This window comes from Streptomyces sp. NPDC020875 (genome assembly GCF_040641415.1).
GTDB lineage: Bacteria > Actinomycetota > Actinomycetes > Streptomycetales > Streptomycetaceae > Streptomyces.
Map to the genome: position 1 here is coordinate 1 of NZ_JBFADP010000012.1, position 26,079 is coordinate 26,079.

Genomic DNA, 26,079 nt, shown 5'->3' on the forward strand with positions numbered 1-26,079 from the left:
CCAAGGCGCTGGGGGTCCCCCCATTGCCGAAGGCATAGGGGGCGGAACTGCGCGACCAGCCACAGGCGGGCCGCGGACCGCCGACAACGCCAGGTCGCTGGGCGAGACCCGGGTCTGTAAGCCTCACCCGGAGGGCCGAGGCGCTGGGCCCCGGCGCCAAGCCGCGAACCGGCGTCAGCGGCCCTGCGCGGCCGGGGCAGTCGGAGACGCGGCGCCCTCGGAGAGCGCGGCGCGGCGGAGCCAGACCGTGGCCAGTGGGGGGAGCGTGAGGACCAGGCTGGAGCCCCGGCCGTGGGACGGTGTCGGTTCCGGGTGGACCGGGGCCGCCTCGCCGTCGCCGTTGCGGATGCCTCCGCCGCCGTACCGCTCGTCGTCGGTGTTGAGGACCTCGGCCCAGGCGGGCACCCATTCGGGGACCCCGACCCGGTAGGACTCCCGGACCACCGGCGAGAAGTTGCAGATCGCGACCAGCGGCTCCCGGGCCGCGTCGAAGCGGACGAAGGCGAGGACGTTGTCCTCGGCGGCGTCGCAGTCGATCCAGGCGAAGCCCTCGGGCACGGTGTCCCGTTCCCAGAGCGCCGGGGTCCGTCCGTAGACGGTGTTCAGTTCGCGGACCAGCAGCCGGATTCCCCGGTGGTCGGGCTCGGCCGCGTAGGAGGGGTCGAGCAGCCACCAGTCGGGGCCGTGGGTCTCCGACCATTCGGCGCCCTGGGCGAACTCCTGGCCCATGAAGAGGAGCTGTTTCCCCGGGTGGGCCCACATGAAGCCGAGATACGCCCGGTGGTTGGCGCGGCGCTGCCACCAGTCGCCGGGCATCTTGCCGACGAGGGAGCCCTTGCCGTGGACCACCTCGTCGTGGGAGATCGGCAGGACGTAGTTCTCGGTGTACGCGTAGACCATCGAGAACGTCATCTCGTGGTGATGGAACCTGCGGTGCACCGGTTCACGGACCATGTACTCCAGCGAGTCGTGCATCCAGCCCATGTTCCACTTCAGTCCGAAGCCGAGTCCGCCGTGTTCGGTGGGGCGGGTGACCCCGTCCCAGGCCGTGGACTCCTCGGCGATCGTCACCACGCCGGGGCAGCGGCGGTAGACGGTGGCGTTCATCTCCTTCAGGAAGGCGACGGCGTCCAGGTCCTCCCGGCCGCCGTGCTCGTTCGGGGTCCACCGGCCTTCCTCGCGGGAGTAGTCGAGGTAGAGCATCGAGGCGACGGCGTCCACCCGGAGGCCGTCGATATGGAACTCCTCGCACCAGTAGACCGCGTTGGCGACGAGGAAGTTGCGGACTTCCTTGCGGCCGTAGTCGAACTCCAGCGTTCCCCAGTCCGGGTGCGCGGCGCGGACCGGGTCGGCGTGTTCGTAGAGCGGCCGTCCGTCGAATTCGGCCAGGGCCCAGGTGTCGCGCGGGAAGTGCGCCGGGACCCAGTCCATGATGACGCCGATCCCGGCCCGGTGCAGCGCGTCGATGAGATGGCGGAAGTCGTCCGGGGTGCCGAGCCGGGACGTGGGCGCGTAGAAGCCGGTCACCTGGTAGCCCCAGGAGCCGCCGAAGGGGTGTTCGGCCAGCGGCATCAGTTCGACATGGGTGAAGCCGAGGTCCTTGACGTAGGACGGGAGCTGTTCGGCGAGCTGCCGGTAGTTCAGTCCCGGCCGCCAGGACGGCAGATGGACCTCGTAGACCGAGAACGGGGACTCGTGGGCGGGGCGGTCCGCGCGCCGGGCCAGCCAGTCGGCGTCCCGCCACTCGTACCGGGAGACGGTGACCACCGAGGCGTTGGCGGGCGGTACCTCGGTGTGCCGGGCCATCGGGTCGGCCCGCAGGGTGTGCGTACCGTCCGGGCGCGTGATCTCGAACTTGTAGAGGGTGCCCTCGCCGACGCCGGGCACGAACAGCTCCCACACCCCCGACGAGCCGAGGGACCGCATCGGGAAGCCGCCGCCGTCCCAGTGGTTGAAGCCACCGGCGATCCGCACACCGCGCGCGTTCGGCGCCCAGAGGGTGAACCGGGTCCCGGCCACCCCCTGATGGACCATCGGATGCGCGCCGAGGGCCCGCCACAGCTCCTCGTGCCGCCCCTCGGCGATCAGATGGAGGTCGAGTTCGCCGAGGGACGGCAGCAGCCGGTACGGATCGTCCGTGGCGACCTCGTGGACGCCCCGGCCGTCGGGGGTGTCGTAGGTGATCAGCAGCCGGTACCCGGGGACGGCGGGGAGCGGGAGGGCGGCGGAGAAGAGGCCGTCGCCGTGGTCGGTCAGCTCGGCCCGCAGTCCGTCGCCGACCACGGTGACGGACCGGGCGTAGGGGCGGAGTACCCGGAAGACCACGCCGCCGCCGGGGACCGCGTGGGCGCCGAGCAGGGCGTGCGGGTCGTGATGGCCGCCGGAGAGCAGCCGTACCCGGTCGTCGTCGGAGAGCCCCGGCACGGGCGGTGTACCGGTCCCTTCCGGGCGGCGCCGCACGCTGTCGTCGGCCGCTGCGGCCGGGGCCGGGGCCGGGGCTGCGGGCCGGGGGCGGGCCGTGGGGCGCGCGGGCCCGGCCGGGCGGGTCGCGGCGGGCGCCGGGCGGGCGGCCGGGCGCGTGGTGGTGGTCTGCGGCGCGGGCGTACGGGGCCCGCCGGTGCCGGGGGTCTCCTCGTACGGGGGGCGGGCGGCGGTCACGGGACGGGTCTCCTTCGGCGGGCGGGCGGTCGGCGTATGCCGTCGGCGGGGCGGTGGGCGATGGGCGGACGAGGTGGCGCGGAGTCGGCGCGGCGGTGGGGGAGTCGGCGGGGGTCAGCCGACGGCGGCCAGTCGGTCGATCGCCGCCATCGGGACCGGGAGCCAGTCGGGCCGGTGCCGGGCCTCGTACACCACCTCGTAGACGGCCTTGTCGGTCTCGTAGGCGCGCAGCCACGCCGGTTCGGCGCGCGGATCGTGGCCGGACGCCTCGGCGTACCCCTCGCAGTAGGCGATCCGGCACCGTTCGGCCCAGTCCGGGTTCCACGGGCGGTGGGTGCGGGCCGCGTAGTCGAAGGAGCGGAGCATTCCGGCGATGTCGCGGACCGTGGGCTGAGGGGCGCGGCGCTCGTCCAGCGGCCGGGCGGGCTCCCCCTCGAAGTCGATCACCGACCAGTACGTGCCGGAGCGCAGCGCCTGGCCGAGGTGGAGATCGCCGTGGACCCGCTGGGCACGGCGGCCCGGGCCGGTGCCGACTGCGGCGGCGAAGGCGTCGAAGGCGGTCCGCAGCCGGGGTACGTACGGCAGCAGCGGCGGGACCGCCCGCGCGGCCTCGTCCAGCCGCCGGGTCATCCCGGCCGCCAGCCGCCGGGTCTCGGCCGGGCCCAGGGACACCGTGGGCAGTTCGGCGGCGAGCGCCGTGTGGACCTCGGCGGTGACCCGGCCCAGCGCCCGGGCCTCGTCGGTGAACGGCCGTCCGGCGGCCAGCGCGTCCAGGGCGAGCCGCCAGCCGTCCTCGGAGCCGGGCAGAAACGGCTGGAGCACGCCGAGGGTGTGCGGCCGGTCCGCCGCCGACTCGTACCAGGCGACGGGGACCGGCACCCGGTCGCATCCGGCGCGGGCGATCGCCAGCGGCAGTTCCAGGTCCGGATGCGGGCCCGGTTCGATCCGGCGCAGCACCTTGAGGATGTAGGCGTCGCCGTAGACCAGGGACGTATTGGACTGTTCGGTGTCGAGGGGGCGGGCGGTCAGCCCGGCGGGCAGCGGGGCGGCGCCGTCGGCGCGGGCGAACCGCAGGGGGCCGGTGCCGCCCGGGGTGTTCAGCCGCTCCAGGAGGAGGGCGGCCAGCCGGGGATCGCGCAGCGCCTCGTAGACGGTGAGCCCGGCCAGCGGTCCGTCGGACGGGCGGCCGATCAGGGCGGGGGCGAGCCGGGCCGGGAGGGTGTGCCGTACGCCGAGCAGCAGCTGATAGCAGTCCGGTACGGCGCCGGGCGCGGCGCCCGGCTCCTCCTGGTGGACCGTCACCAGCAGATGGAGCAGACCCGGCGCCGCGCCCCCGGCGCCCGCCGGGGCCACCGGCAGCAGTTCGGCCGCCGAGACCAGCGAGAAGCCGGTGACGGGGCGGCCCTTTCCGGCGAACCAGCGTTGTCGCGGCAGCCAGGCGCGGAGCAGGGGGGCGAGGGAGGGGAGCAGAGGGAGACGGCCGACGTGGGTCCGGGTGGCAGCAGCCTCCGACATGGCATCGCGCCCTTTCCCTCTGGATTGACCGGCTCGTATGTCTTAGATGTCTTGTATGTCTCGAATATACGAATGCCCAGAGTGTTCCGGATCCCGCCTCCGACTGTCCGGCGGCGCGCGGATACCCGGTTCGTTCGGACGTACGTGCCCCTCGCGCCGGGGCGGGTACGCCGGCGTGCCGGGGCGCGGGCGACGAAGCCCCCCGCGCCCGGCGCGCGCGGGGGGAGGGAGGCGCGCGGGGCTTCGGCCCCGCGCGGTGTACCGGTCGTCAGCCGGTGGCCACCCGTACGGGCGCGCCCGACTCCGCGACCGCGCCCGAACGGAGCCGGAACCAGTAGAAGCCGTGGCCCGCCAGCGTCAGCAGATACGGCCACTCGCCGATCGCCGGGAACCGGACCTGCCCGATCAGCTCGACCGGCCGCCGCCCCTCGAACTGCCGCAGATCCAGCTCCGTCGGCTGGGCGAACCGGGAGAAGTTGTGGACACAGAGCACCAGATCGTCCCGGTACTCCCGGGTGAAGGCCAGTACCGCCGGATTGGACGAGGCCAGTTCGGTGTACGTGCCCAGGCCGAACGCCGGGTTCTGCTTACGGATCTCGATCATCCGCCGGGTCCAGTGCAGCAGCGACGAGGGGCTGCTCATCGCCGCCTCGACATTGGTGACCTGATAGCCGTAGACCGGGTCCATGATGGTCGGCAGATAGAGCCGCCCCGGGTCGCTGGAGGAGAAACCGGCGTTCCGGTCGGGGGTCCACTGCATCGGGGTGCGGACCGCGTCCCGGTCGCCGAGCCAGATGTTGTCGCCCATCCCGATCTCGTCGCCGTAGTAGAGGATCGGCGACCCCGGCAGGGAGAGCAGCAACGCGGTGAACAGCTCGATCTGGTTGCGGTCGTTGTCGAGCAGCGGCGCGAGCCGCCGCCGGATGCCGATATTCGCCCGCATCCGGGGGTCCTTGGCGTACTCCGCGTACATGTAGTCGCGTTCCTCGTCCGTCACCATTTCGAGGGTCAGCTCGTCGTGGTTGCGGAGGAAGATGCCCCACTGGCAGTTCGCCGGGATCGCCGGGGTCTTGGCCAGGATCTCGGAGACCGGGTGGCGGGACTCGCGGCGGACCGCCATGAAGATCCGGGGCATCACCGGGAAGTGGAACGCCATATGGCACTCGTCGCCGCCGTCGGCGTAGTCGCCGAAGTAGTCCACCACGTCCTCGGGCCACTGATTGGCCTCGGCGAGCAGCACGGTGTCCGGGTAGTGCGCGTCGATCTCCTTGCGGACCCGCTTGAGGAATTCATGGGTGCGCGGCAGGTTCTCGCAGTTGGTGCCGTCCTCCTGGTAGAGGTAGGGCACCGCGTCCAGCCGGAAGCCGTCGATGCCCAGGTCCAGCCAGAACCGCAGGGCCGAGACGATCTCCTCCTGCACGGCTGGGTTCTCGTAGTTGAGATCCGGCTGGTGGGAGAAGAACCGGTGCCAGTAGTACTGCTGGCGGACCGGGTCGAAGGTCCAGTTGGACGACTCGGTGTCGACGAAGATGATCCGCGCGTCGGGGTAGCGCTTGTCGTCGTCGGCCCAGACGTAGTAGTCGCCGTAGGGGCCGTCCGGGTCCGACCTGGACTGCTGGAACCACTCGTGCTGGTCGCTGGTGTGGTTCATCACGAAGTCGATGATGACCCGCATGCCCCGCTGGTGGGCGGCGTCCACGAACTCGACGAAGTCCGCCAGATCGCCGAACTCGGGCAGGACGGAGGTGTAGTCGGCGACGTCGTAGCCGCCGTCCCGCAGCGGCGACTTGAAGAACGGCGGCAGCCAGAGGCAGTCCACGCCCAGCCACTGGAGGTAGTCCAGGCGCTGCGTCAGACCCTTCAGGTCGCCGACGCCGTCGCCGTCGCTGTCCTGGAAGGAGCGGACGAGTACTTCGTAGAAGACGGCCCGCTTGAACCAGTCGGGGTCGCGGTCCTTCTCGGGGGTGTCCTCGAACAGGTCGTGGACGGGTTCGTTGACGGTCATGGTGTGGGTGACCCTCCGATCGGCGGGGACGGTCGCAGAGCCACCACGTGCGCGGGCGTGACACCCGGCTCAAGGCGCACGAAGGCGGCTCTGCCCCAGTGATAGGTCTCACCGGTGAGCAGATCGCGCACCGGGGCCGACTCGTGCCATCCGAGGCCGAGTCGCGGCATGTCCAACGAGACCGTCCCCTCCTGGGTGTGGTGGGGGTCGAGGTTGGCGACGACGAGTACGGTGTCCCGCCCCGCCCGTTTCGAATACGCGATCAGCGCCTCGTTGTCGGTCTCGTGGAAATGCAGGTCCCGCAGCTGCTGGAGCGCCGGATGGCGGCGTCTGACCCGGTTGAGCGCGGTGATCAGGGGGGCGATCGTCCGGCCCTCGCGGGCGGCGGACTCCCAGTCCCGGGGCCGGAGTTCGTACTTCTCCGAGCGCAGATACTCCTCACTGCCCTCCCGCAGGGCCGTGTTCTCGCACAGCTCGTACCCCGCGTACATCCCCCAGGACGGGGAGAGCGTCGCCGCCAGCACGGCCCGGACCTCGAAGGCGGGCCGGCCGCCGCGCTGAAGGGTCTCGTGAAGGATGTCCGGGGTGTTGACGAAGAGATTCGGCCGCAGGAAGGCGGAGGTCTCCCGGGACAGCTCGGTCAGATACTCCGTCAGCTCCGCCTTGGTGTTCCGCCAGGTGAAGTAGGTGTACGACTGCTGGAAGCCGACCTGCGCCAGCGCCCGCATCATCGCCGGGCGGGTGAACGCCTCCGCCAGGAAGATCACATCCGGGTCGGTCCGGCCGATCTCGGCCAGTACCTGCTCCCAGAAGTCCACCGGCTTGGTGTGCGGATTGTCCACCCGGAAGATCCGCACCCCCTTCGCCGCCCAGAACCGCAGGATCCGTACGGTCTCCCGGACCAGACCCCGGGGGTCGGCGTCGAACCGGATCGGATAGATGTCCTGGTACTTCTTCGGCGGGTTCTCGGCATACGCGATCGAACCGTCCGCGCGGTGCCGGAACCACTCCGGACGCTCCGTCACCCACGGATGGTCCGGCGAGCACTGGAGCGCGAAGTCGAGGGCGACCTCCAGCCGCAGCGCCCGCGCGGTCGCCACGAAGTGCTCGAAGTCGGCGAAGGTGCCCAGGTCGGGGTGGAGCGCGTCGTGCCCGCCGGCCGCCGAGCCGATCGCCCACGGCACCCCGACGTCGTCCGGCCCGGCCGTCAGAGCGTTGTCCGGGCCCTTGCGGTGCGTGGTGCCGATCGGATGGACCGGCGGCAGATACACCACGTCGAAACCCATCGCGGCGATCGCGGGCAGCCGCTCGGCCGCCGTCCGGAAGGTGCCGGAGACCGGCGGACGGCCCGGCGCGAGCACCGCGCCCTCGGACCGGGGGAACAGCTCGTACCAGGAGCCGAAGAGCGCCCGGCGGCGCTCCACCAGCAGCGGCAGCGGCCGGGAGAGACTGACCAGTTCACGCAGCGGATGGCGGGCCAGGACCGCCGTCACCTCCGGGGCGCGGGCGGCGGCCAGCCGGGCCCGGGGCTCCCGCCCGCCGTCCCGCAGCGCGTCGGCCACCGCGAGGACCGCCTCCCGGCCGTCCCGCTTCGGTACGCCCCCGGCCGCCCGCTCGTACAGCCGGGCCCCCTCCTCCAGGACCAGTTCGGTGTCGATCCCGGCCGGGACCTTGATCCCGGCCTCCCGCAGCCAGCCCGCCACCGGGTCGTCCCACGCCTCCACGGCATAGCTCCACATCCCCGGCGCGTCCGGGGTGACCCGCGCGCCCCACCGGTCGCTGCCGGGCGCCAGCTCCCGCATCGGGGTCCACGGCCCCGGCTGCCCGCCCGGGTCGCGCAGTACGACATTGGCGGCGACGGCGTCATGGCCCTCCCGGAAGACCGTGGCGGTGACCTCGAAGGTCTCACCCACCACGGCCTTGGCGGGCCGGTGCCCGCAGTCGACGAGAGGACGGACGTCCGTGACGGGGATACGGCCGATCATGGGCTCACCTGTGGGGTGGTGGTGCGGGCGGGTCGACGGCGAGGGTGCGGGCGGCAACGGCGACGCCCCCGGCGGCGGAGCCGACGGGCGGGCTAATTGCCTGAAGTGTTGTTTTTAGCGTTAGTTGCCCATATTTGTAACTGCTCGATCGGTGAGAGCGGCTCCGGGACGCGGGCGGTCCGTACCAATGCCCGTCCCTGTTCACCCGGGGGGCCCAATGCCCGGGGCGACCGGTGAACCGGCGGGGCCGGGGGCCCCGGACACGGCGGAGCCCCCCGGAGGTGGTCCGGGGGGCTCGGGTTCGCCGTCTGAGTCGTCTGAGGCTGGGTGAGCCGTCTGTGCTGTTCGAGCCGTCTCAGTCGTGTCGTACGTGTCAGTTCGTCCGGTCGTCCCGGTGGTGCCGTCCGTTCATCGCGGGAGGTACTCCCAGCTCGGCTCCCTGGGGAACAGGGCCGTGGCGCGTGGGTGGGCGTCAGACGTCATGGGAGGACTCCGTCTCCGTACTGGTGCTGGTGGTGCTGGTGGTGCTCGTCGTCGCGGAGGCTGCCGCCGCCGCGGGTTCGGGTCCGGGCTCCGGGCCGGTCTCGGGGCCGGTCTCCGTCCAGGTGTGCCAGGGCTGGCGGGCCACCCAGTCCTCGGCCCGGGCCGGCTTCACCGACAGCGCCGTGGACGACACCCCGGCGTCTGCCGCCAGCAGACCGGGCTCCATGCCCGTCGCCATGTAGTGGTAGATCCCGGAGATCCCGGCCGCCGCCTCCGGGCCCAGCAGATGGGAGAGCCCCTGCTCGAAGACGGTCGGCTCCAGGGCCACGTACCGCACGTCACGGCCCAGACCCCGGCCGAACGCGGCGGCCAGACTCTCGCCGGTCAGCCCCACCGGGCCGCCGATGTCGAAGCAGCGGCCCGCGATCCCGTCGACCGTGAGCGCCGCGAAGACCGCCTCCGCCAGATCGCGGTGGGAGAGCCAGGCGATCTCCGCGTCCGCGGGCAGCGGATAGGCCAGTACGCCCTCCGTCATCAGCGCCGGGCCGTTCCACGGGCTGAAGAGGTTGTCCAGATAGACCGGCGGACGGATCACGACCAGCTCGACGCCGCTCTGCGCCAGCCCCTCGCGGAACACGGTCTCCGCCAGCCGCCGGGTCTCGAAGCCCGCCACATTGGTGGTCCTGGACGGGACCCGGGTATTCGCGTTGTAGACCAGCCGCCGGACCCCCGACTCACGGGCCGCCCTGGCGATGTTCTGCGCGTACCGCAGCACCTTCTCCGCCTGGTAGACCAGTGGCATCCCGACCGCCGCGTGGGTCGCGCCCTCGAAGAGCTGCCGGACGTCCTCGAACCGCCCCAGATCACCGCCGCCGAACGAGACCCCGGGCAGATCCGGGCGGTCCCCCTCCGGTCTGCGGCTCAGGGTCCGGACCCGATGGCCGCGCTCGACGAGCAGTCTCGCCGCGGCACCCCCCTGGAAGCCGGTCGCCCCCACGACCGCCACACGCATCGGAATGTGATCGGACATGTGTCTCCAGAGCCCTTCGATAAGGTTGAGGTCGCTGCCGGGTACGGCTCTTCCAGGCTCGCGGCGGCGGCTTCGGCCGATCAATTAACAAACCGGGTCGGAGGTTGAAGGATCGTCCAATGGACTCTGTTGAGACTGCCCAGACCGAAGGCGACGACCTCCTGAGCGAACTGATGAGGCCGCTGCGGCTCACCGGAGTGTTCGACAGCCGGTGGAATCTCCGCGGACCCTGGGCCATCGAGGGCGACGCCGAGGAGAGCTGTGCCGTCCTCCACTTCATCATCGAGGGCGACTGCTGGATCACCGGCCAGGGCGGCCGGGGCGCCTTCCGGCTGCACGAGGGCGATCTCGCGGTCTTCCCCACCGGCACCGAGCACCGGCTCTCCGACCACCCCGACCGGCGCGGCGGCGTCGCCCTCGGCAGCGTCCTGCCCGAACGGGAACCCGGCACGTCCGGGGAGATCCGGATCGAGGGCGGCGGCCCGGTGACCCGGCTGCTCTGCGCCGGACTGCACTACGACGCCTCCGCCGCCAGCGGGCTCTACCAGGCGCTGCCCTGGGCGCTGGTCCTGGACCGCTCCCAGGTCGAGCAGGAACCCCTGCTCCGGGACACCCTGCGGCTGCTCGCCACCACCGACCGGCCCGTCGGCCCCGGTGACCGGCTGGTCACCCTGCGGACCTTCGAGATGGCGCTGGTCCTGGCGCTCCGGCCGCTGCTGCGCGAGCTGGCCGACAATCCGGCCACGCTGCCCCTGCTGCGGCACCCCGGGATCAGCAAGGCGATGGTGATCATCTCCACCCGGTTCGCCGAACCGTGGACGATCGAGTCCCTCGCCCGCGAGGTGGGCATGTCCAGGTCCGCCTTCACCGCCGCCTTCCGCGAACTCGTCGGGGAGGCCCCGGCCCGCCATCTCGCCGGACGGCGGATGCAGGAGGCCGCCCGGCTGCTGGGCGAGACGTCACTGCCCCAGTCCGCCGTGCCCCAGCGGGTCGGCTACCAGAGCGCCGTGGGCTTCCATCTGGCCTTCCGGAAGTGGTACGGAGTGACCCCCGGCGAGTACCGGACCGGGGCCCGGCCCGTCCCCGAACGGCTGGCTGGTTCTTAATCACCGCTGGACGGTCTTTCATTGCTCCCCCGCCGGAGACAGGGCGAGGCTCGGTGCGGGCGGGGGGTATGTTCCTGTTGAGGAGAAACGTTGATCAGGTCTGGTCGGCACTATCTGGACGCGCTGGACGACGGCCGGGAGATCTGGCTGGACGGCGAGCGGGTCAAGGACGTGACCACGCATCCCGCCTTCCGCGCCACCGCCGCGTCACTGGCGGGCCTCTACGACCTGGCCCATGACCCCGCCCACCGCGAGGTGCTCGGCGCCGACGGCGTCCACCGCGCGTTCGTGGTCCCCCGCACCCACGCGGACCTGGTCGCCCGCCGCCAGGCGTACAAGGTGTGGGCGGAGGCCAGCTACGGCTTCCTGGGACGTACCCCCGACTACATGGCGAGCGGCGCGGCCGGCTTCGCGGCGCTGCCCCGGCTCTTCACCACCGACACCTTCGACGGAGCCGGCAACGTTCTCGCCTTCCACCGGCGGCTCGCCGAGAACGACCTCTACTGCGCCTTCACCATCACCAACCCCAGCTCCGGCACGGGCGCCGACGATCTGCTGGTCAAGGCGGTCGAGGAGCGCGACGGGGGGATCGTGGTACGCGGCGCCAAGACCATCGGCTCCGGAGCGGTCTTCGCCGACGAGGTCCTGGTCGGCACCATAGAACCGCTGGCGCCCGACGACGTCGACCACGCGCTCTGCTTCTCCCTCCCGATCGACACCCCCGGGCTGCGGCTGGTCTCCCGCACCTCGTACGAGGGCCGGGCGCGCGGCGTCTTCGACAACCCCCTCTCCTCCCGGTTCGACGAGAACGACGCGATGCTGATCTGCGACGACGTCTTCGTCCCGTGGGAGCGGGTGCTGACGTACCGCAATGTGGAGTCGACCGCCGCGATGTGGTGGGGCACCCCCGCCTATCTCAACTTCGTCCACCAGGCCGCCACCCGCTTCTGGACCAAACTGGAGTTCCTCACCGGTCTCGCGATCCTGCTGACCCGCTCCAACGGCACCTGCGAACTGCCCGCCGTCACCCAGTCCGTCGGCCGGCTGCTCGGCATGGTCGCCCAGGCCAAGGCGTTCGTACTGGCCGCCGAGGCGTCGTACGAGCAGGTCGACGGCGGCTGCGGCGGGGTCGCGCCCGGGACCGAGATCTCCTGGGCGCAGCGCATCATGGCCGGGGAGATCTACCCCCGGGCCGTCCAGGAGATCAAGGGACTCGCGGGCGGCGCGGTCATCCAGCTCCCGGCGTCGGGCGAGGATCTGCTCCATCCCGAGCTGGGCCCGCTGGTGGCGAGGTATCTCAAGGCGCCGGGGAGTACGGCGGAGGACCGGGTGAAGCTGCTGAAGCTGGCGTGGGACGCCCTCGGCTCCGAGTTCGCCTCCCGGCACGAGCAGTACGAACGCTTCTACCACGGGGCGCCGCACGTCTATCTGTCGATGCAGACGATGGCGGGCGGTGCCGACGCGTGCGAACGACTGGCCCGCGCCTGCTTCGACGGCTACGACCTGACGGGCGGCGGTACGGGCGCCACCGGCGGCGCGGGCGGCGCGGGTACGGTTGCCGGGGCCGATCCCGCCGGGTCCGGACCCGCCTTCGCGGCCGACGGGGCGCGCCCGTGACCGACCCCTCGGCCCGGCCGGGGCAGCCGCCGGAGCACGCCCCGGCGACCGGACAACCCGCGCATTCCGCATATTCGGCGGGGGCGGCGCGTTCCGGGCCCGCCGCGGGCACCGGGCGGAACGGGACCGACGGTTCGGCGGCCACCGACGGAGTGTCGGATGCTCCCGGAGGGTACGGACCACCCCGGGACCCGGAGAGACCCCCGGGACCCGGGGTGGACGAGGTGGACGAGATACCAGGTTCGACCGGGCCCGGCCGCGGGTCCGGGCCGTCGGCGCCCCCGCCCGCCGCGCCCGGCGCGGGAAGACCGGGCACCGGGGCCGCCCTCGCCCTGCTCGCCTCCACCCAGCTGCTGCTCATCATGGACACCGCCATCATCAATGTGGCGCTGCCGTCCATCGGGAAGGAACTGGGCTCCGGCTCGGCCGGACTCTCCTGGGTCGCCAACGCGTTTCTGATCACCTTCGGCGGGCTGCTGCTGCTCGGCGGCCGGACCGCCGACCTCCTCGGCCACCGGCGGCTCTATCTCGCCGGGCTCGGGGTCCTCGTCGCCGCCTCCGCCGCCGGAGCCGTCGCGGGCGGTACGGAGACCCTGATCGCCGCCCGCGCCGCCCAGGGCGCCGGGGCCGCGCTCGCCGCCGCCGCGGCCTTCGCCCAGCTCCTGACCCTCTTCCCGGCCGGGCCCGGCCGCCATCGGGCGCTCGGGATCTTCGCCGCGATGGGCGGACTCGGCGGGGTCACCGGAACGGTACTCGGCGGGGTGCTCACCGATCTGCTGTCCTGGCGGGCCACGTTCTGGCTCAATGTCGTCGTCGGGCTCGCCCTCGCCGCCGGGGCGCTGCGGCTGCTGACCCCCGGCGACCGGCGCCCCGCCCGGGGCTTCGACCCCGGCGGCGCGCTCACCGCCACCGCGGGCCTCGGACTGCTGGCGTACGCCTTGGTCGGCGCGGGCGAGACGGGCTGGACCGCCGCCCGTACGCTCGGCGCCGCCGGGGCCGGGCTCGCCCTGCTCGCCGTCTTCGCCGTGATCGAGTCGAGGATCGCCCACCCCCTGGTACCGCCGAAGGTGCTGCGACGGCCCGTGCTGCGGGGCGCCAATCTGCTGTCCGGGCTCGCCCAGATGGCGCTCTTCCCGATGTTCTTCCTGGTCAGCCTGTATCTCCAGGACGTACTCGACCAGTCGCCGCTGGCCGGGGGCCTCGGGCTGCTGCCGCTCTCCCTGGTCGTCGTCGCCGTCGCGCCCCGGACCGGCGCGCTGATCGCCCGGCTCGGGCTCCTCCCCACGATGACCCTCGGCTTCGGGCTGCTCTGCGCCGGTCTCGGCTGGCTCGCCCTCGCCCTGCGCTCCGACGGCACCTTCTTCTCCACGGTCTTCGCCCCGAGCCTGCTCCTCGGGGTGGCCCTGCCGCTGGTCATGGTCACCACCAATGTGGCCGCCACGGCGGACGCGGCACCGGACGAGACCGGACTCGCCTCCGGACTGGTGAACACCAGTCAGCAGTTCGGCTCGGTACTCGGGCTCGCGGTACTGGTCGCGATCGCCACGGCCGGTCTCGACGGCGGCTCCGGCGCGTCCGCGCAGACCGAGGGCTTCCGGAACGCGCTCCTCGCGGGCGCGGGGATCGCGGCGCTCGCCGCGCTCCTGTCCGTACGACTGCGCACGGCGGTCGCGGGTACCCAAACCCCTGGGCCCGGAACGCCGTCCGGGCCCCCGCCCCCGCCCAACGGCCCGGCGCGCGAGGAGCCGCCGACATCCGCCGTTCCCGCCCCCGGCGCGCCGGGGCGACCCGGCTCGCCACGCGACCCCCGCCCCGTGACGGCGCCCGGACCGGGCGGGGCGCCCGGTGGACCGGGACGCCGTACGCCGGACGGCGGCGATACGGGTACGGGCGCGACCGGCCGGGACGCCGCCGGTCCCGCCGGTACTGGTACCGATACCAGTACTAGTACCGGAACCGGCCCGGCGTCCGCCGGTACGGTGCGGGACACCGCGCCGGGCACCGGTTCGGACCGCAGGTCCGGCACGGGTTCCGGCGGCGGCACCGAAGTCCGGCCCGGACCGGACTCCGCCCCCGCCCCCGACAGCACCTCCAACAGCACCGGGACCGGTCCCACCGGCCCGGAAACCGCCACCGGGGGCCCGACCACCCCCCGGCCCGGGTCCTTATCCGGACCCGGAACCGGCCCTGCGGCCGTCCGTCAGGAGAGCCGCGGCGCCACGGAGTGAGGGCGCGGGCGCGCGGCAGACGGCGTGCGGCGCGCGCCCGGCGCCGTGGGCGGCGGGGGGCCGCCCGGGCACCACCGTCCCATCCGAACCCGCTCCTTCTTCCTTTCATCGATGTGTCCGAGGGGGGCCTCCGATGACCTTGCACGACCTCGTCGTACCCGGTCTCGCACCACGTACCGAGCCGTACTTCCGGATCGCCGAGATCCAGACGGCCGATCCACTGCACGCCGACGGGCCGCTCGCCCGGATACCCGCGATGAACGCGGCGGCCGACGTCCCGGCGCTCACCGCCACCCTGCGGGCGCTGGTCCCCGAACCCGAGGACGTCGCCCGCTACGGCGTCACCGACGCCCTCGCCGCCATGCGCGACCTGGGCATACCGCTGGGCTCGCTGAAACGCCACGGCGTCCAGCCGGTCGCCGCCGTACCGGCCGTACTCCCGGTACTGGAACGGCTCGGCCGGCTGACCGCGATGATCCCCCGGGACACCGTGCACCACTACACGACCTGGAACCCGCCCGGCGAACGGGTCCGCAGCTATACCGGCTCCCAGGCCGAACTCCGCCTCCAGGACGCCGTCCGGATGGTGATACCCGGACTGGTCTCCGCCCTCGGCCACTGCGCCGACCTGGCGCGGATCGAACCGTACGACCCCGCCTTCGCCGCCGTGCTCGACCGGATAGCCGAGGACGTGTCGTCGATGGTCGACTCCATCGACTACACCATCACCCACGTCCCGCCGGTCGTCTTCGCCACCGACATCCGCCCCTACTTCGAGGAGATCGACGTCGACGGCGTCGACTACCTCGGCCCCGCCGCCGCCCAGGTCCCCCTCTGGCTCGTCGACATGTCGCTCTGGCAGTGCGACCGGGGCGCCGGCTCCTACGACGAGTTCCTCACCGAGTCCGTCCGCTACACCCTCCCGGCGTGGCGGGCCCACTACGCCGACCACCGCGACGGGGTCTCCGCCGTCTCCAAGTTCTCCGCCGCCGTCTGCTGGGAGGCGGCCGACGGCCGGGGCCCCGCCGACCATCTGATGCGCTCCGGTTACTCACTCGTACGGGTGCTGCGTATCCTCAAGGCTTTCCGGGCCCGCCACATCACCGTGGCGCGCAAGGCGTACGCGGAGGACGTAAGGCTGTACGACGCGGGCAGCGGCGGGGCGCCCATCGAACTACTGCGCTCGGTGCTCGATCTGACCCGCGACAACGAGACCTTCGTCCGCCGCGCCGTCGAACCGGCCCGGGTCGAAGGCCGGGCTGATCAGGACATGGACGGAACGGGGAGTGGTGACGGCTGTGGCGGTGGCGTGCGGTGCGCGCGGAGCGCGGAGAGTACCGACGGCGCTGAGAGCGCTGAGCGTGAGGAGAACGGAGAGGCCGGGGAGAGGGTGAGGGGCCGATGACCCACTTCATGATCGCCGGAGGCGGGATCGCCGGTCTGACGACGGCCCTCGCGCTCCACCGCGCCGGATTCACCAAGGTCACGGTCGTCGAGGCCGCCCGCGAGATCCGCCCGGTCGGGGCGGGGCTCAACATCCTGCCGAACGCGGTCCGCGAACTCGACGAACTCGGCCTCCTCGACGCGCTGTCCCGGCACGGCCTGCCCACCCGCGAACTCCGCTACTACCACCGGGGCGGCGGACTGATCTCCAGCGACCCCCGGGGCATCGCCGCCGGATACCGCTGGCCCCAGCTCTCCATCGGCCGGGGCGCCCTCCAGGTCGCCCTCGCGGACGCGGTCCGCGAACGGCTCGGCCCCGAGGCCGTCGTGCCCGGAGTCCGGGTCGCCGGAATCGAACAGCAGCCGCACGGCCGCCCGAGAGTACGGATCCAGCACCGCGACGGGGTCCACCGGGGCAGCGGCTCCCTCGAACCCGACGTCCTCATCGGCGCCGACGGCATCCGCTCCGCCGTCCGCGCCGGGCTCAACCCCGACGAGGGCGAACCCCCGTGGAACGGCCTCGTCATCTGGCGCGGAGTCTCCCGGGTCCCCGCGAAAGACGCCGGGACCTTCATGTTCATCGCCGGGGACGACCGGCAGAAGGCCGTCGTCTACCCGCTCGCCGAACCCGACCCCTCGAACGGCACCGTCCTCATGAACTGGGCCCTCGCCGTCCCCGGCGACGACGGCGCCGGACCGCCCGGCGCCTACCGCGGCGACTGGAACCGGCGGATCCCCGCCGAGCGGTGCGCCCGGCACTTCGCGGGCTGGGAGTTCGACGGCGTCAGCGTCGAACGCGTGGTGGCCGCGGCGGAGCAGGCGTACGAGTACCCGATGGTGGACCGGGAACCGCTCGACCGCTGGTCCCACGGCCGGACGACCCTCGTCGGCGACGCCGCCCACGCGATGTACCCGGCGGGCTCCAACGGCGCGACCCAGTCCGTCGTGGACGCCCGCGCCCTGGCCCGCGCCCTCTCCGTCCACCGCGACCCCGCGGAAGCCCTCGCCGCCTACGAGGCCGAACGCCGCCCCGCCATGACGGAACTCCAGCGGGCCAACCGGAGCATGGGCCCCGAGATCGTCATCAACCTCGCCCACGAACGGGCGCCGGATGGCTTCACGGACATCGACGCGGTCATCCCGCCGGAGGAACGGGCGCGGATCACGGCCCGCTACGAGGCGCAGGGCGCGTTCGCCCCGCCCACGGTCAACCGCGGCTCCCCCTACACCCCGGGCCGCCCCCCGTCCCTGCCCTAGCCTCGACGGCGCCGCGACTCTTTTTGGGCCGCGCGTCGCCCCGCCGTCGGTAGCGGGGCCCCGGGTGACCGCCACACCCCGGAGCCTGTGGGGGGTCCACGCGATATTGCCGACTGCGCGCCGTCTGTGGCCGTTCGCGCAGTTCCGCCCCCTATGCCTTCGGCGCTGGGGGGACCCCCAGCGCCTTGGCTCTCCGGCTGACCGCTTTACCCCGGAGTCTGTGGGGGGTCCCACCCGTCATTGCCGACTGCACGCCGTCTGTGGCCGTTCGCGCAGTTCCCCGCGCCCCTAAATGCTCTCCCGAGCACCGCCCCTGAAAAGTGGCACCCACCCTTGGGAAGAGGGCCCGCCTCTTTCCGAGGGCGGTCAGAAGGAGCAACCAGGGGCGCGGGGAACTGCGCGACCAGCCACGACGGTGGTGCGGACCGCCGACAACATCAGGCTGCCGGGCGCGGCCCGGGTAGTAGGCGGTGCCCAGGAGGGCCGAGGCGCTGGGGGTCTCCCGTCGCGAGGCCCGTCGAGAGAGGCGGCTTCCCCCCTCCAAAAAAGGAACGGCGCGGCGCGCGGGAAGCGGGGTGTACCGGGGGAAAACGGGAGGATCCTGTCAAGGTGGACGCGTGAAGGCCATCCGTCGGTTCACCGTCCGTCCCGTCCTGCCCGAACCTCTCCGCCCCCTCAGCGACCTCGCCCGCAATCTGCGCTGGTCGTGGCATACCGAGACCCGTGATCTCTTCCAGGCCGTCGACCCCGACGGCTGGCCCGCCGCCGGTGGTGATCCCGTACGCCTGCTCGGGTCCGTGTCCGCCGGGCGGCTCGCGGAGCTGGCCGGTGACCGCCGCTTCCTGCGCCGGCTCACCGCCGCCGCCGACGATCTCGACGACTATCTGCACGGCCGCCGCTGGTACCAGACCAGTCCCCGGGCCGCCGAGTTCCCGGCCGCCGTGGCGTACTTCTCGCCGGAGTTCGGGGTGACGGCCGCCCTTCCGCAGTACTCCGGCGGTCTCGGGATCCTCGCGGGCGACCATCTGAAGGCCGCCAGTGATCTGGGTGCCCCGCTGATCGGGGTCGGGCTGCTCTACCGGCACGGCTATTTCCGGCAGTCCCTGTCCCGGGACGGCTGGCAGCAGGAGCACTATCCGGTACTCGACCCGGACGAACTCCCCGTCACCCTGCTGCGGGAGCACGACGGCACCCCCGCGCAGATCTCCGTCGCCCTGCCCGCCGGGCGGTCTCTGCGCGCCCATGTCCGGGTCGCCCGGGTCGGCCGGGTGCCGCTGCTGATGCTCGACTCCGACGTCGAGGAGAACGGGCCCGGCGAGCGGGACATCACCGACCGGCTCTACGGCGGCGGCAGCGAGCACCGGCTGCTCCAGGAGATGCTGCTCGGTATCGGCGGTGTCCGCGCGGTGCGGACGTACTGCCGGCTGACCGGCCATCCCGCGCCCGAGGTCTTCCACACCAACGAGGGCCACGCCGGTTTCCTCGGCCTGGAGCGGATCCGCGAACTCGGCGAGGACGGCCTCGGTTTCGACGCCGCCCTGGAGGCCGTCCGCGCGGGCACCGTCTTCACCACCCACACCCCCGTCCCCGCCGGGATCGACCGGTTCGACCGCGAGCTGGTCGCCCGGCATCTCGGCGACCGGGGCGCCCTGCCCGGTGTCCCGGTCGAGCGGATCCTGCGGCTGGGCACCGAGACCTATCCCGGCGGCGACCCGCAGATCTTCAATATGGCCGTGATGGGGCTGCGGCTCGCCCAGCGCGCCAATGGTGTCTCCACCCTCCACGGCGCCGTCAGCCGGTCCATGTTCGCCGGGCTCTGGCCGGGTTTCGACGCCGACGAGGTGCCCATCACCTCCGTCACCAACGGTGTGCACGCCCCCACCTGGGTCGCCCCCGAGGTGTTCCGGCTCGGCGCCCGCCGGATCGGTACCGGACGCGCCGAGGACGCGATCGCCGTCGGCGGCTCCGACCTGTGGACCGCCGTCAACGACATCCCCGACGCCGAGATCTGGGAGCTTCGCCGCGAACTCCGCGAACAGCTGGTGACCGAGGTACGGCGGCGGCTGCGGGCGTCCTGGCGGCAGCGCGGCGCGGGCGCGGCGGAGCTGGGCTGGATCGACGGCGTCCTCGACCCCGACGTCCTCACCATCGGCTTCGCCCGCCGGGTCCCCTCGTACAAACGGCTCACCCTGATGCTGCGGGACCGCGACCGGCTGCGGGCCCTGCTGCTGCACCCCGAACGCCCCGTCCAGATCGTCGTCGCGGGCAAGGCGCACCCCGCCGACGACGGCGGGAAGCGGCTGGTGCAGGAGCTGGTCCGGTTCGCCGACGACGCCCGGGTACGGCACCGGATCGTCTTCCTCCCCGACTACGGCATGGGCATGGCGCAGAAGCTCTACCCCGGCTGCGACGTCTGGCTCAACAACCCCCTCCGCCCCCTGGAGGCGTGCGGTACCAGCGGAATGAAGTCGGCGCTCAACGGGGGCCTCAACCTCTCCGTACTCGACGGCTGGTGGGACGAGTGGTACGAGCCCGACTTCGGCTGGGCCATCCCCACCGCCGACGGCGCCGCCGTCGACGAGGACCGGCGGGACGACCTGGAGGCCACGGCGCTCTACGAGCTGATCGAGAACCGGGTCGCCCCCCGGTTCTACGACCGGGGCCCGGACGGCCTCCCCGGCCGCTGGGTCGAGATGGTCCGCCGCACCCTCGCCACCCTCGGTCCGAAGGTGCTGGCCGGACGGATGGTCCGGGAGTACGTGGAACGGCTCTACGCCCCCGCCGCCCGCGCCCACCGGGCACTGGACGCCACCACGGCGGGCGAACTGGCGGGCTGGAAGGCCAAAGTCCGGGCGGGCTGGCCGAAGATCGCCGTCGACCATGTGGAGACCGTCGAACACACCCCCGCCGGAACCGCCGAACTGGGCGCGGCCCTCGCACTGCGGGCCCGGGTCGCGCTCGGCGAGCTGACCCCGGACGACGTGGAAGTCCAGGCCGTCGCGGGCCGGGTCGACCCCGACGACGCGATCGCCGACGCCCGGCTGTTCCCGCTGAAACCGGCGGGCGGCCCCGACCTGGAGGGGCGGGTCCTCTACGAGGGCGCGCTGCCCCTGGACCGTACCGGCCCCTTCGGCTACACGGTCCGGGTGCTGCCCGCGCATCCGCTGCTCGCCGCCCCGGCGGACCTGGGACTCGTCCGGCTGCCCTCGGGGGCGCCCGCGAACGACTGACGCGCCGCGCCGCCGTCTACTCCGGAGCCGTACCCCGGTAGCGCAGCTCCTCGTTCGGCACGTCCGTGACGACGGCCTTCGAGGAGAGCCGGTCCGCCGTGAAGCAGAAGCGGTACGCGGGTGTGTCGGTCAGGGTGTCCGCGCGGTGGTACACGCACCGGTCCACGCCCGGCGGTTCCGGGTCGACCCCTGCCGGCCTGCCGGGCAGCCGGTGCTCCGGCAGCCGCTTCAGTACCTCGGAGCGGGGGTCGCCGACCCGGATCGCGTCGAAGTCGGCCCGGTGCACGGTCGACCGGATCAGGGTGTACTGCTCGAAGCCGAGCATCAGCAGCGCCAGTACGGTACCGATCGTCACCGGGACCACGATCGCCTGCCGCAGTCCCCGCCGGACCCGGCGCCGGGCCAGCTCCAGCTCCCGGGCGGAATCCGGCCCGGCGGGGTCGCCGGGACCGGCGGGCGCGGTGGCGTCGGCGGGCCCGGTCGGTCCGGTCGGTTCTGCGGTGCCGGTGTTCTCGGCGGGGCCGGACGCGGGGGAGACCGGCAGCCGGGCGCCCACCGTGAAACCGCCGCCGTCCACCGGCCCGTGGGTGAGGACACCACCCGCGAGCCGGACGCGTTCGTCCAGCCCCACCAGGCCCGTACCGCCCGAAGTCACGGCGGCCGGATCCGGTACGGCCCCCGCCCCCGCCGCCGCCCCGGCGGCGCGCGGCGCCCGGCCGTTGCCGACGGTCACCGCCACCGAACCTCCGGCCCGGACCACCCGGACCACGACCTCGGCCCCCGGCGCGTGCTTCGCCGCATTGGTCAGCGACTCCTGCACCACCCGGTGCACCGCCCGGTCCGTCATCTCCGGCAACGGCCCGCCGCCCGCCCCGGTGTGCTCCTCGTACTCCTCCTCCAGCCGGACCGCGAGACCCGAATCACGGGCCCGCTCCACCAGTGCCCGGACCGTCTCGTCCCGGGGCGCCGTCGGCGCGGCCTCCCCGTCGCCCCGCAGCACCCCCACGACCTCCCGCAGCCGCTCCGTCGCACCGGCCGCCGCCAGCCGCAGCTCCCGGGCCGCCGCGCGCTGCGGATCCCCCAGCCCCCGGTCCACCTCCAGAGCCGCCGCGCGCAGCGCGATCAACGACAGATCGTGCCCCAGCGAATCGTGCATATCGCCCGCGATCCGGGACCGCTCCCGCAGCCGCTCCCGGTCCGCGACCGCCCGCTGCTCCCGCTCCAGCCGGTCCGCCAGCCGCCAGCCCGCGCCGACCAGCTCCGCGTACCGCCGTACGTAACGGCCCAGCAGCCAGGGCACGACAACGGCCAGCAGCAACGCCGCGACCTGCACGAACCAGGTCCACAACGGCTCCCCGAGCGCCACCGTCCCCGCCAGGCCGAGCACCGTGACACCGCCGAGCAGATCGAGCACCGGCCGGTCCCGGTGCGCGCGCCGCCCGGTCAGATAGGCGAACACGGCCAGCGCCACGCTGTACTGCGGTGTGATCAGCTGGGTGCTGTACAGGGCGCTGAGACCGAGCGCCGTACCGAGCGGCACGAGGGGACGACGGCGCCCGGAGGCGACGGCGACCCCCAGCAGCCCCGCCCCGGCGGCGGTCGCCCAGCCGCTCCCCGCCCACCCCTCGGTCCACGTCCGCGCCCACCCCGAGGTGACGCCCCCGCCCCCGCCCCCGCCGTTGAGCAGCAGCGGCAGGGCGACGAGCGCCCATACGCCGAGATCGGCCGATATGCGACGGGTCCGGGGTTCCATCCCCCCACTCTGCCGGAGCGCCTCCCGCCGGGGTTCCCCGGCCCGCGCCGTCTGCCCTCCCGCGCCGGGCCGGGCCGTCTGCCCTGCCGGGCCGGGGTATCCCTCGCGCCTGCGGCCCGGTGGGTGGCTTGTCTCGCAGTTCCCCGAGCCCCTAAATGCCCTCCCCAGCGCCGCCCCTGGGAAAGGAGCCCGTCTCCCTACGAGGGCGATGAGGAGAGCAACCCAGGGGCTCGGGGAACTGCGAGACCAGCCACCCACCGTGCCGCGGGCCGCGAACAACATCAGGCCGCCCGGCGCGCGGCCCGGGTATTCGGGGCGGAACCCCGCCGACGCTACCGCCGGGCGAGGTCCCCCTCGTGCGCGAGGATCGCCAGCTCCACCCGGTTGCGTAGGCCCAGTCTCGCCAGGACCGCGCTGACGTGGGATTTCACCGTGCCCTCGACGACATGGAGCCGTGCCGCGATCTCCGCGTTGGAGAGGCCCGCGCCGACCAGGGCGACGACTTGGGATTCGCGTTCCGTGAGCGGCGCGAGGCGGCGGCGGGCTTCGGCGGCGCGGGTGACCCGGCCGCCGTCGAAGCGGTCGATGACCCGGCGGGCGACGGCGGGGGAGAGGAACGCCGCGCCCTCGGCGACCGCCCGTACGCCGGTGAGGAGTTCCCGGGGGTCGCCGGACTTCAGCAGGAAGCCGCTCGCCCCGGCGGCCAGGGCGCGGGCGATGTACTCGTCCTCGGAGAAGGTGGTGAGCACGATGAGCGCGACACCGGGCGCGGCCCGGCGGAGTTCCTCGGCGGCGCGGAGGCCGTCGAGGCCGGGCATGCGGATGTCGAGGAGAGCGACGTCGGGCCGGTGCCGGAGGGCGAGCGCGACGGCGGTACGGCCGTCGGCGGCCTCGGCGACGACCTCGATCCCGGGGTCGGCGGCGAGTACGGCCCGTACGCCCGCGCGGATCATCGCCTCGTCGTCGGCGACGAGCACCCGTACGGGCGGCGGCGGGATCGGCGGGACGGTGTCGGCGGCGGCGGGCGTGGTCACCGCTCCACCTTAGGCCGACGGCGGGCGCGCCCGGGAGGGCGTGGAGCATCCTCCCGGGCGCGGGTCCGCGGGGGCCGGGCGGGTGCCCGGCGCCGCAGGGTCAGAACTGGAGCTTGACCCGGTTGATGTAGCCGGTGTCCTGTGCGGCCCGGTCCTGGACCCGGAGCCGCCACTCGCCGTTGGCGACCTCGGAGGACGCGTTGACGGTGTAGGTCTCCTGGACGTTGTCCGCGGAGTCGCTTCCGCTGAACGGCTTCAGCGGGTAGACCGAGCCGTCGGGGGCGACCAGGTCGACGACGAGGTCACCGCGCCAGGTGTGGATGATGTCGACCTCGACCTGGAGCGCGGTCGGCGCGTTGCCCGCGACGCCGGAGACGGTGACGGGCGAGACCACGGGCACCCCGTTGTCGGGGATCGCGACATCGGTGGCGTTCTCGAAGGAGGGGCCGCCGGGGTTGCCGCCGGGACGGCCGCCGACGTTGACTCCGGCCCAGGCGTCGGTGACGGCCTTCACCTCGGGGCTGGTCGCGCCGTACAGCTCGGTCGCGACCGCGAGGGTGCCGGTGCGGGCGCCCGCGTAGTTGGTGGTGGAGGTGAACTTGGTGGTGAGCGCCTTGTACCAGATCAGTGCGGCCTTCTCGCGGCCGATGCCGGTGACGGGCAGCCCGTCGGAGGTCGGGGAGTCGTAGGAGACGCCGTTGACGGTCTTGGGCCCGCTGCCCTCGGAGAGCAGATAGAACCAGTGGTTCGCCGGTCCGGAGGAGTAGTGGACGTCGATGCCGCCGATGCCGGAGTACCAGGCGTCCTTGGAGGAGCCGTCCCGGCTGGGCCGGTCCATGTACCGCAGCGGGGTGCCGTTGCCCCGGATGTCGATCTCCTCGCCGACGAGGTAGTCACCGGGATCGTTGGGGTTGCCCGCGTGGAACTCGACGGCGGCGGCGAAGATGTCGGACGTGGCCTCGTTGAGGCCGCCGGACTCGCCGCTGTAGACGAGCCGCGCGGTGTTGGAGGTGACGCCGTGGGTCATCTCGTGGGCGGCGACGTCGATGGAGGTCAGCGGCTTGGCGTTGCCCGCGCCGTCGCCGTACGTCATGCAGAAGCAGGAGTCCTGCCAGAAGGCGTTGACGTAGTTGTTGCCGTAGTGGACCCGGGAGGTGGCGCCGACGCCGTCGCCGCGGATCCCGGAGCGGCCGTGCACGTTCTTGAAGTAGTCCCAGGTCAGTCCGGCGCCGTAGGCGGCGTCCGCGCCCGCCGTTTCGAGGTCGGAGGGCTGGCCGTTGCCCCAGATGTCGTCGGGGCCGCTGAAGACGGTGCCGGTGCCGCTGGTGCCCCGGTTGAGGTTGGTGGTGCGGTGGTTGCCCCGGCCGGAGTCGGTGAGCTGGTACGAGCCGCCGGACTGGACGGAGCCGACGGTGACCTGCCCGCTGTACATGGTGTTGCCGGTCCCGGTGTGGACGGCCTGCCACCGGTACAGCTCGGCGCCGGTGCCAGCGTCGGTGACGACATGGAGTTCGCTGGGGGTGCCGTCGTGCTGGAGGCCGCCGACGACGGTCTCGTACGCGAGGACGGGCCGGTTGCCCTGGGCGAGCCAGACGACCTTGCGGGGCGCGCGGGTGACGTCGGCGTTCTCGGCGCCCTCGGCCTCGGCCCGGGCCAGCGCCTGCCGTTCGGCGGCGGCGGGGGCGGTCCTGGCGGTGGTGGCGACCGTGCCGACGGAGAGCCGGGACGCCCTGGCGACGGCCTCGGTGGCGCCGGAGGGCGTTTCGGAGACGACGAGGTCGCCGCCGAGGACGGGGAGGCCGCGGTAGGTGCGCTCGTAGCGGGTGTGCGTGGTGCCGTCCCGGTCCTGGGCGACATCGCGGACCAGCAGTTTCTCGTCCGCCGTGAGCCCGAGTTCCTTCGCGGTGGCGGCGGTCCCGGCGTCGCTCGCGGCGATCAGGGCGGCCCGCTGGGTGGGCGACAGGGTCTTGGGCAGGGCGCCGGGGTCGGCCTTTCCGGCGGTGGCCGCGGCGGGGGCGCGGTCGGCTCCGGCGGGCGCGGCGGTGGAGCTGGTGGTCTGGAGGCCGAGGGCGAGCAGTGCGGCGGTGGCGAGCAGTGCGCCGGTCGCCGTGGTGCGTCGGGGCGTGGGTCTCACGCGGACTCCTTCTGCGAGGGGGTACGGAGCGGCGGGGTGACGCCGTCCGGACGAAGGTGGGCGGCGGAACGGACGGTGCGGGGAGCGTGCGGTGGTGCGGGCAATCGCGTGGTGCGGCCGGGCGGGTGGGGCGGCAGGGCACGGGAGGCGATGGAACGCGTGGTGCGTGGAACGGGTGGCGCGTACCGCGGAGCCGTACGGGCGGACGCGTCGTGGCGCGCGGCGCCCGGTCCGCGTGCCGCGGGCCCGCCGGATCCACCGGACTCGTCGTGACCGCCGGTGGCTGACCATCGGCGGCTGTCCGGGAATCGCGGGTCCGTGAAAGCGAACCGGGGTGAAGAGTCGCAGCCATGGCGGGTTTCTGTCAGGAGCGCGTCAAAAGGTTGACCGGAAAGCGTTCGTTGACCGAAGGGGTTCGTCCGCTCATCGGACGCCGGGGCCGGGCCCGGCATCCTGTCATGAACGGGTAAAGCGTGGGCAACGTACGGGTATCCGCCGCCCGTCCGGCAAGGGCCCGCCGGACCCCGGCCGGACGTCCGCGACGGCGGTACGGAACGTCCCGGCGACCGGACGCGCCGCCGTTACCCGCCCCCGCCACCCC

At 73.3% G+C, this 26,079-nt stretch carries 14 protein-coding genes; 6 read left to right on the top strand and 8 right to left on the bottom strand.

From position 1 onward, the window contains the following. Positions 1-174: 174 nt before the first annotated feature. The 5 genes from glgB to AB0G74_RS09100 form a co-directional block, all read right to left on the bottom strand. Positions 175-2,460, bottom strand: a complete 2,286-nt coding sequence (glgB, locus tag AB0G74_RS09080; RefSeq protein ID WP_361142570.1) for a 1,4-alpha-glucan branching enzyme — start codon at positions 2,458-2,460, stop codon at positions 175-177. A 312-nt stretch (positions 2,461-2,772) separates the two neighbouring features. Further along, the gene (locus AB0G74_RS09085) at positions 2,773-4,173 is read right to left on the bottom strand and encodes a maltokinase (protein WP_361142293.1); all 1,401 of its coding nucleotides are present in this window, start codon (positions 4,171-4,173) and stop codon (positions 2,773-2,775) included. Between the two features lie 268 nt (positions 4,174-4,441). After that, positions 4,442-6,178: a maltose alpha-D-glucosyltransferase gene (treS, locus tag AB0G74_RS09090; RefSeq protein WP_361142296.1), complete on the bottom strand. Its 1,737-nt coding sequence runs from the start codon at positions 6,176-6,178 to the stop codon at positions 4,442-4,444. After that, a complete protein-coding gene (locus tag AB0G74_RS09095) occupies positions 6,175-8,163 on the bottom strand; it encodes an alpha-1,4-glucan--maltose-1-phosphate maltosyltransferase (protein ID WP_361142299.1) in 1,989 nt (662 codons plus the stop codon). The genes treS and AB0G74_RS09095 overlap by 4 nt, the downstream gene beginning before the upstream one ends. 472 nt (positions 8,164-8,635) lie before the next feature. Beyond that, positions 8,636-9,676: an NmrA family NAD(P)-binding protein gene (locus AB0G74_RS09100; protein WP_361142302.1), complete on the bottom strand. Its 1,041-nt coding sequence runs from the start codon at positions 9,674-9,676 to the stop codon at positions 8,636-8,638. A gap of 119 nt (positions 9,677-9,795) precedes the next feature. Between AB0G74_RS09100 and AB0G74_RS09105 the strand changes: the two genes are divergently transcribed. The 6 genes from AB0G74_RS09105 (at position 9,796) to glgP (ending at position 20,557) form a co-directional block, all read left to right on the top strand. Next, positions 9,796-10,782: an AraC family transcriptional regulator gene (locus tag AB0G74_RS09105; RefSeq protein WP_358826276.1), complete on the top strand. Its 987-nt coding sequence runs from the start codon at positions 9,796-9,798 to the stop codon at positions 10,780-10,782. A gap of 90 nt (positions 10,783-10,872) precedes the next feature. Then, positions 10,873-12,399, top strand: a complete 1,527-nt coding sequence (locus tag AB0G74_RS09110; RefSeq protein WP_361142305.1) for a 4-hydroxyphenylacetate 3-hydroxylase N-terminal domain-containing protein — start codon at positions 10,873-10,875, stop codon at positions 12,397-12,399. A gap of 224 nt (positions 12,400-12,623) precedes the next feature. After that, positions 12,624-14,627, top strand: a complete 2,004-nt coding sequence (locus tag AB0G74_RS09115; RefSeq protein ID WP_361142308.1) for an MFS transporter — start codon at positions 12,624-12,626, stop codon at positions 14,625-14,627. A gap of 133 nt (positions 14,628-14,760) precedes the next feature. Then, the gene (locus AB0G74_RS09120; protein WP_361142311.1) at positions 14,761-16,032 is read left to right on the top strand and encodes a monodechloroaminopyrrolnitrin synthase PrnB family protein; all 1,272 of its coding nucleotides are present in this window, start codon (positions 14,761-14,763) and stop codon (positions 16,030-16,032) included. Further along, on the top strand, positions 16,029-17,327 hold the full coding sequence (locus tag AB0G74_RS09125; RefSeq protein ID WP_361142314.1) for a flavin-dependent oxidoreductase: 1,299 nt from the start codon (positions 16,029-16,031) through the stop codon (positions 17,325-17,327). Before AB0G74_RS09120 ends, AB0G74_RS09125 begins: the two co-directional genes overlap by 4 nt. Before the next feature lie 617 nt (positions 17,328-17,944). Further along, a complete protein-coding gene (gene glgP, locus AB0G74_RS09130; protein ID WP_361142317.1) occupies positions 17,945-20,557 on the top strand; it encodes an alpha-glucan family phosphorylase in 2,613 nt (870 codons plus the stop codon). A gap of 16 nt (positions 20,558-20,573) precedes the next feature. Here glgP and AB0G74_RS09135 read toward each other — a convergent pair whose 3' ends face one another. The 3 genes from AB0G74_RS09135 to AB0G74_RS09145 form a co-directional block, all read right to left on the bottom strand. After that, the gene (locus AB0G74_RS09135; protein WP_361142320.1) at positions 20,574-22,310 is read right to left on the bottom strand and encodes a histidine kinase; all 1,737 of its coding nucleotides are present in this window, start codon (positions 22,308-22,310) and stop codon (positions 20,574-20,576) included. 332 nt (positions 22,311-22,642) lie between these two features. Beyond that, positions 22,643-23,344 (bottom strand): response regulator transcription factor, encoded by a 702-nt coding sequence (locus tag AB0G74_RS09140; RefSeq protein ID WP_361142323.1) that lies wholly within the window; start codon positions 23,342-23,344, stop codon positions 22,643-22,645. 100 nt (positions 23,345-23,444) lie between these two features. Next, positions 23,445-25,478 (bottom strand): M4 family metallopeptidase, encoded by a 2,034-nt coding sequence (locus AB0G74_RS09145; protein WP_361142326.1) that lies wholly within the window; start codon positions 25,476-25,478, stop codon positions 23,445-23,447. Positions 25,479-26,079 lie beyond the last annotated feature (601 nt).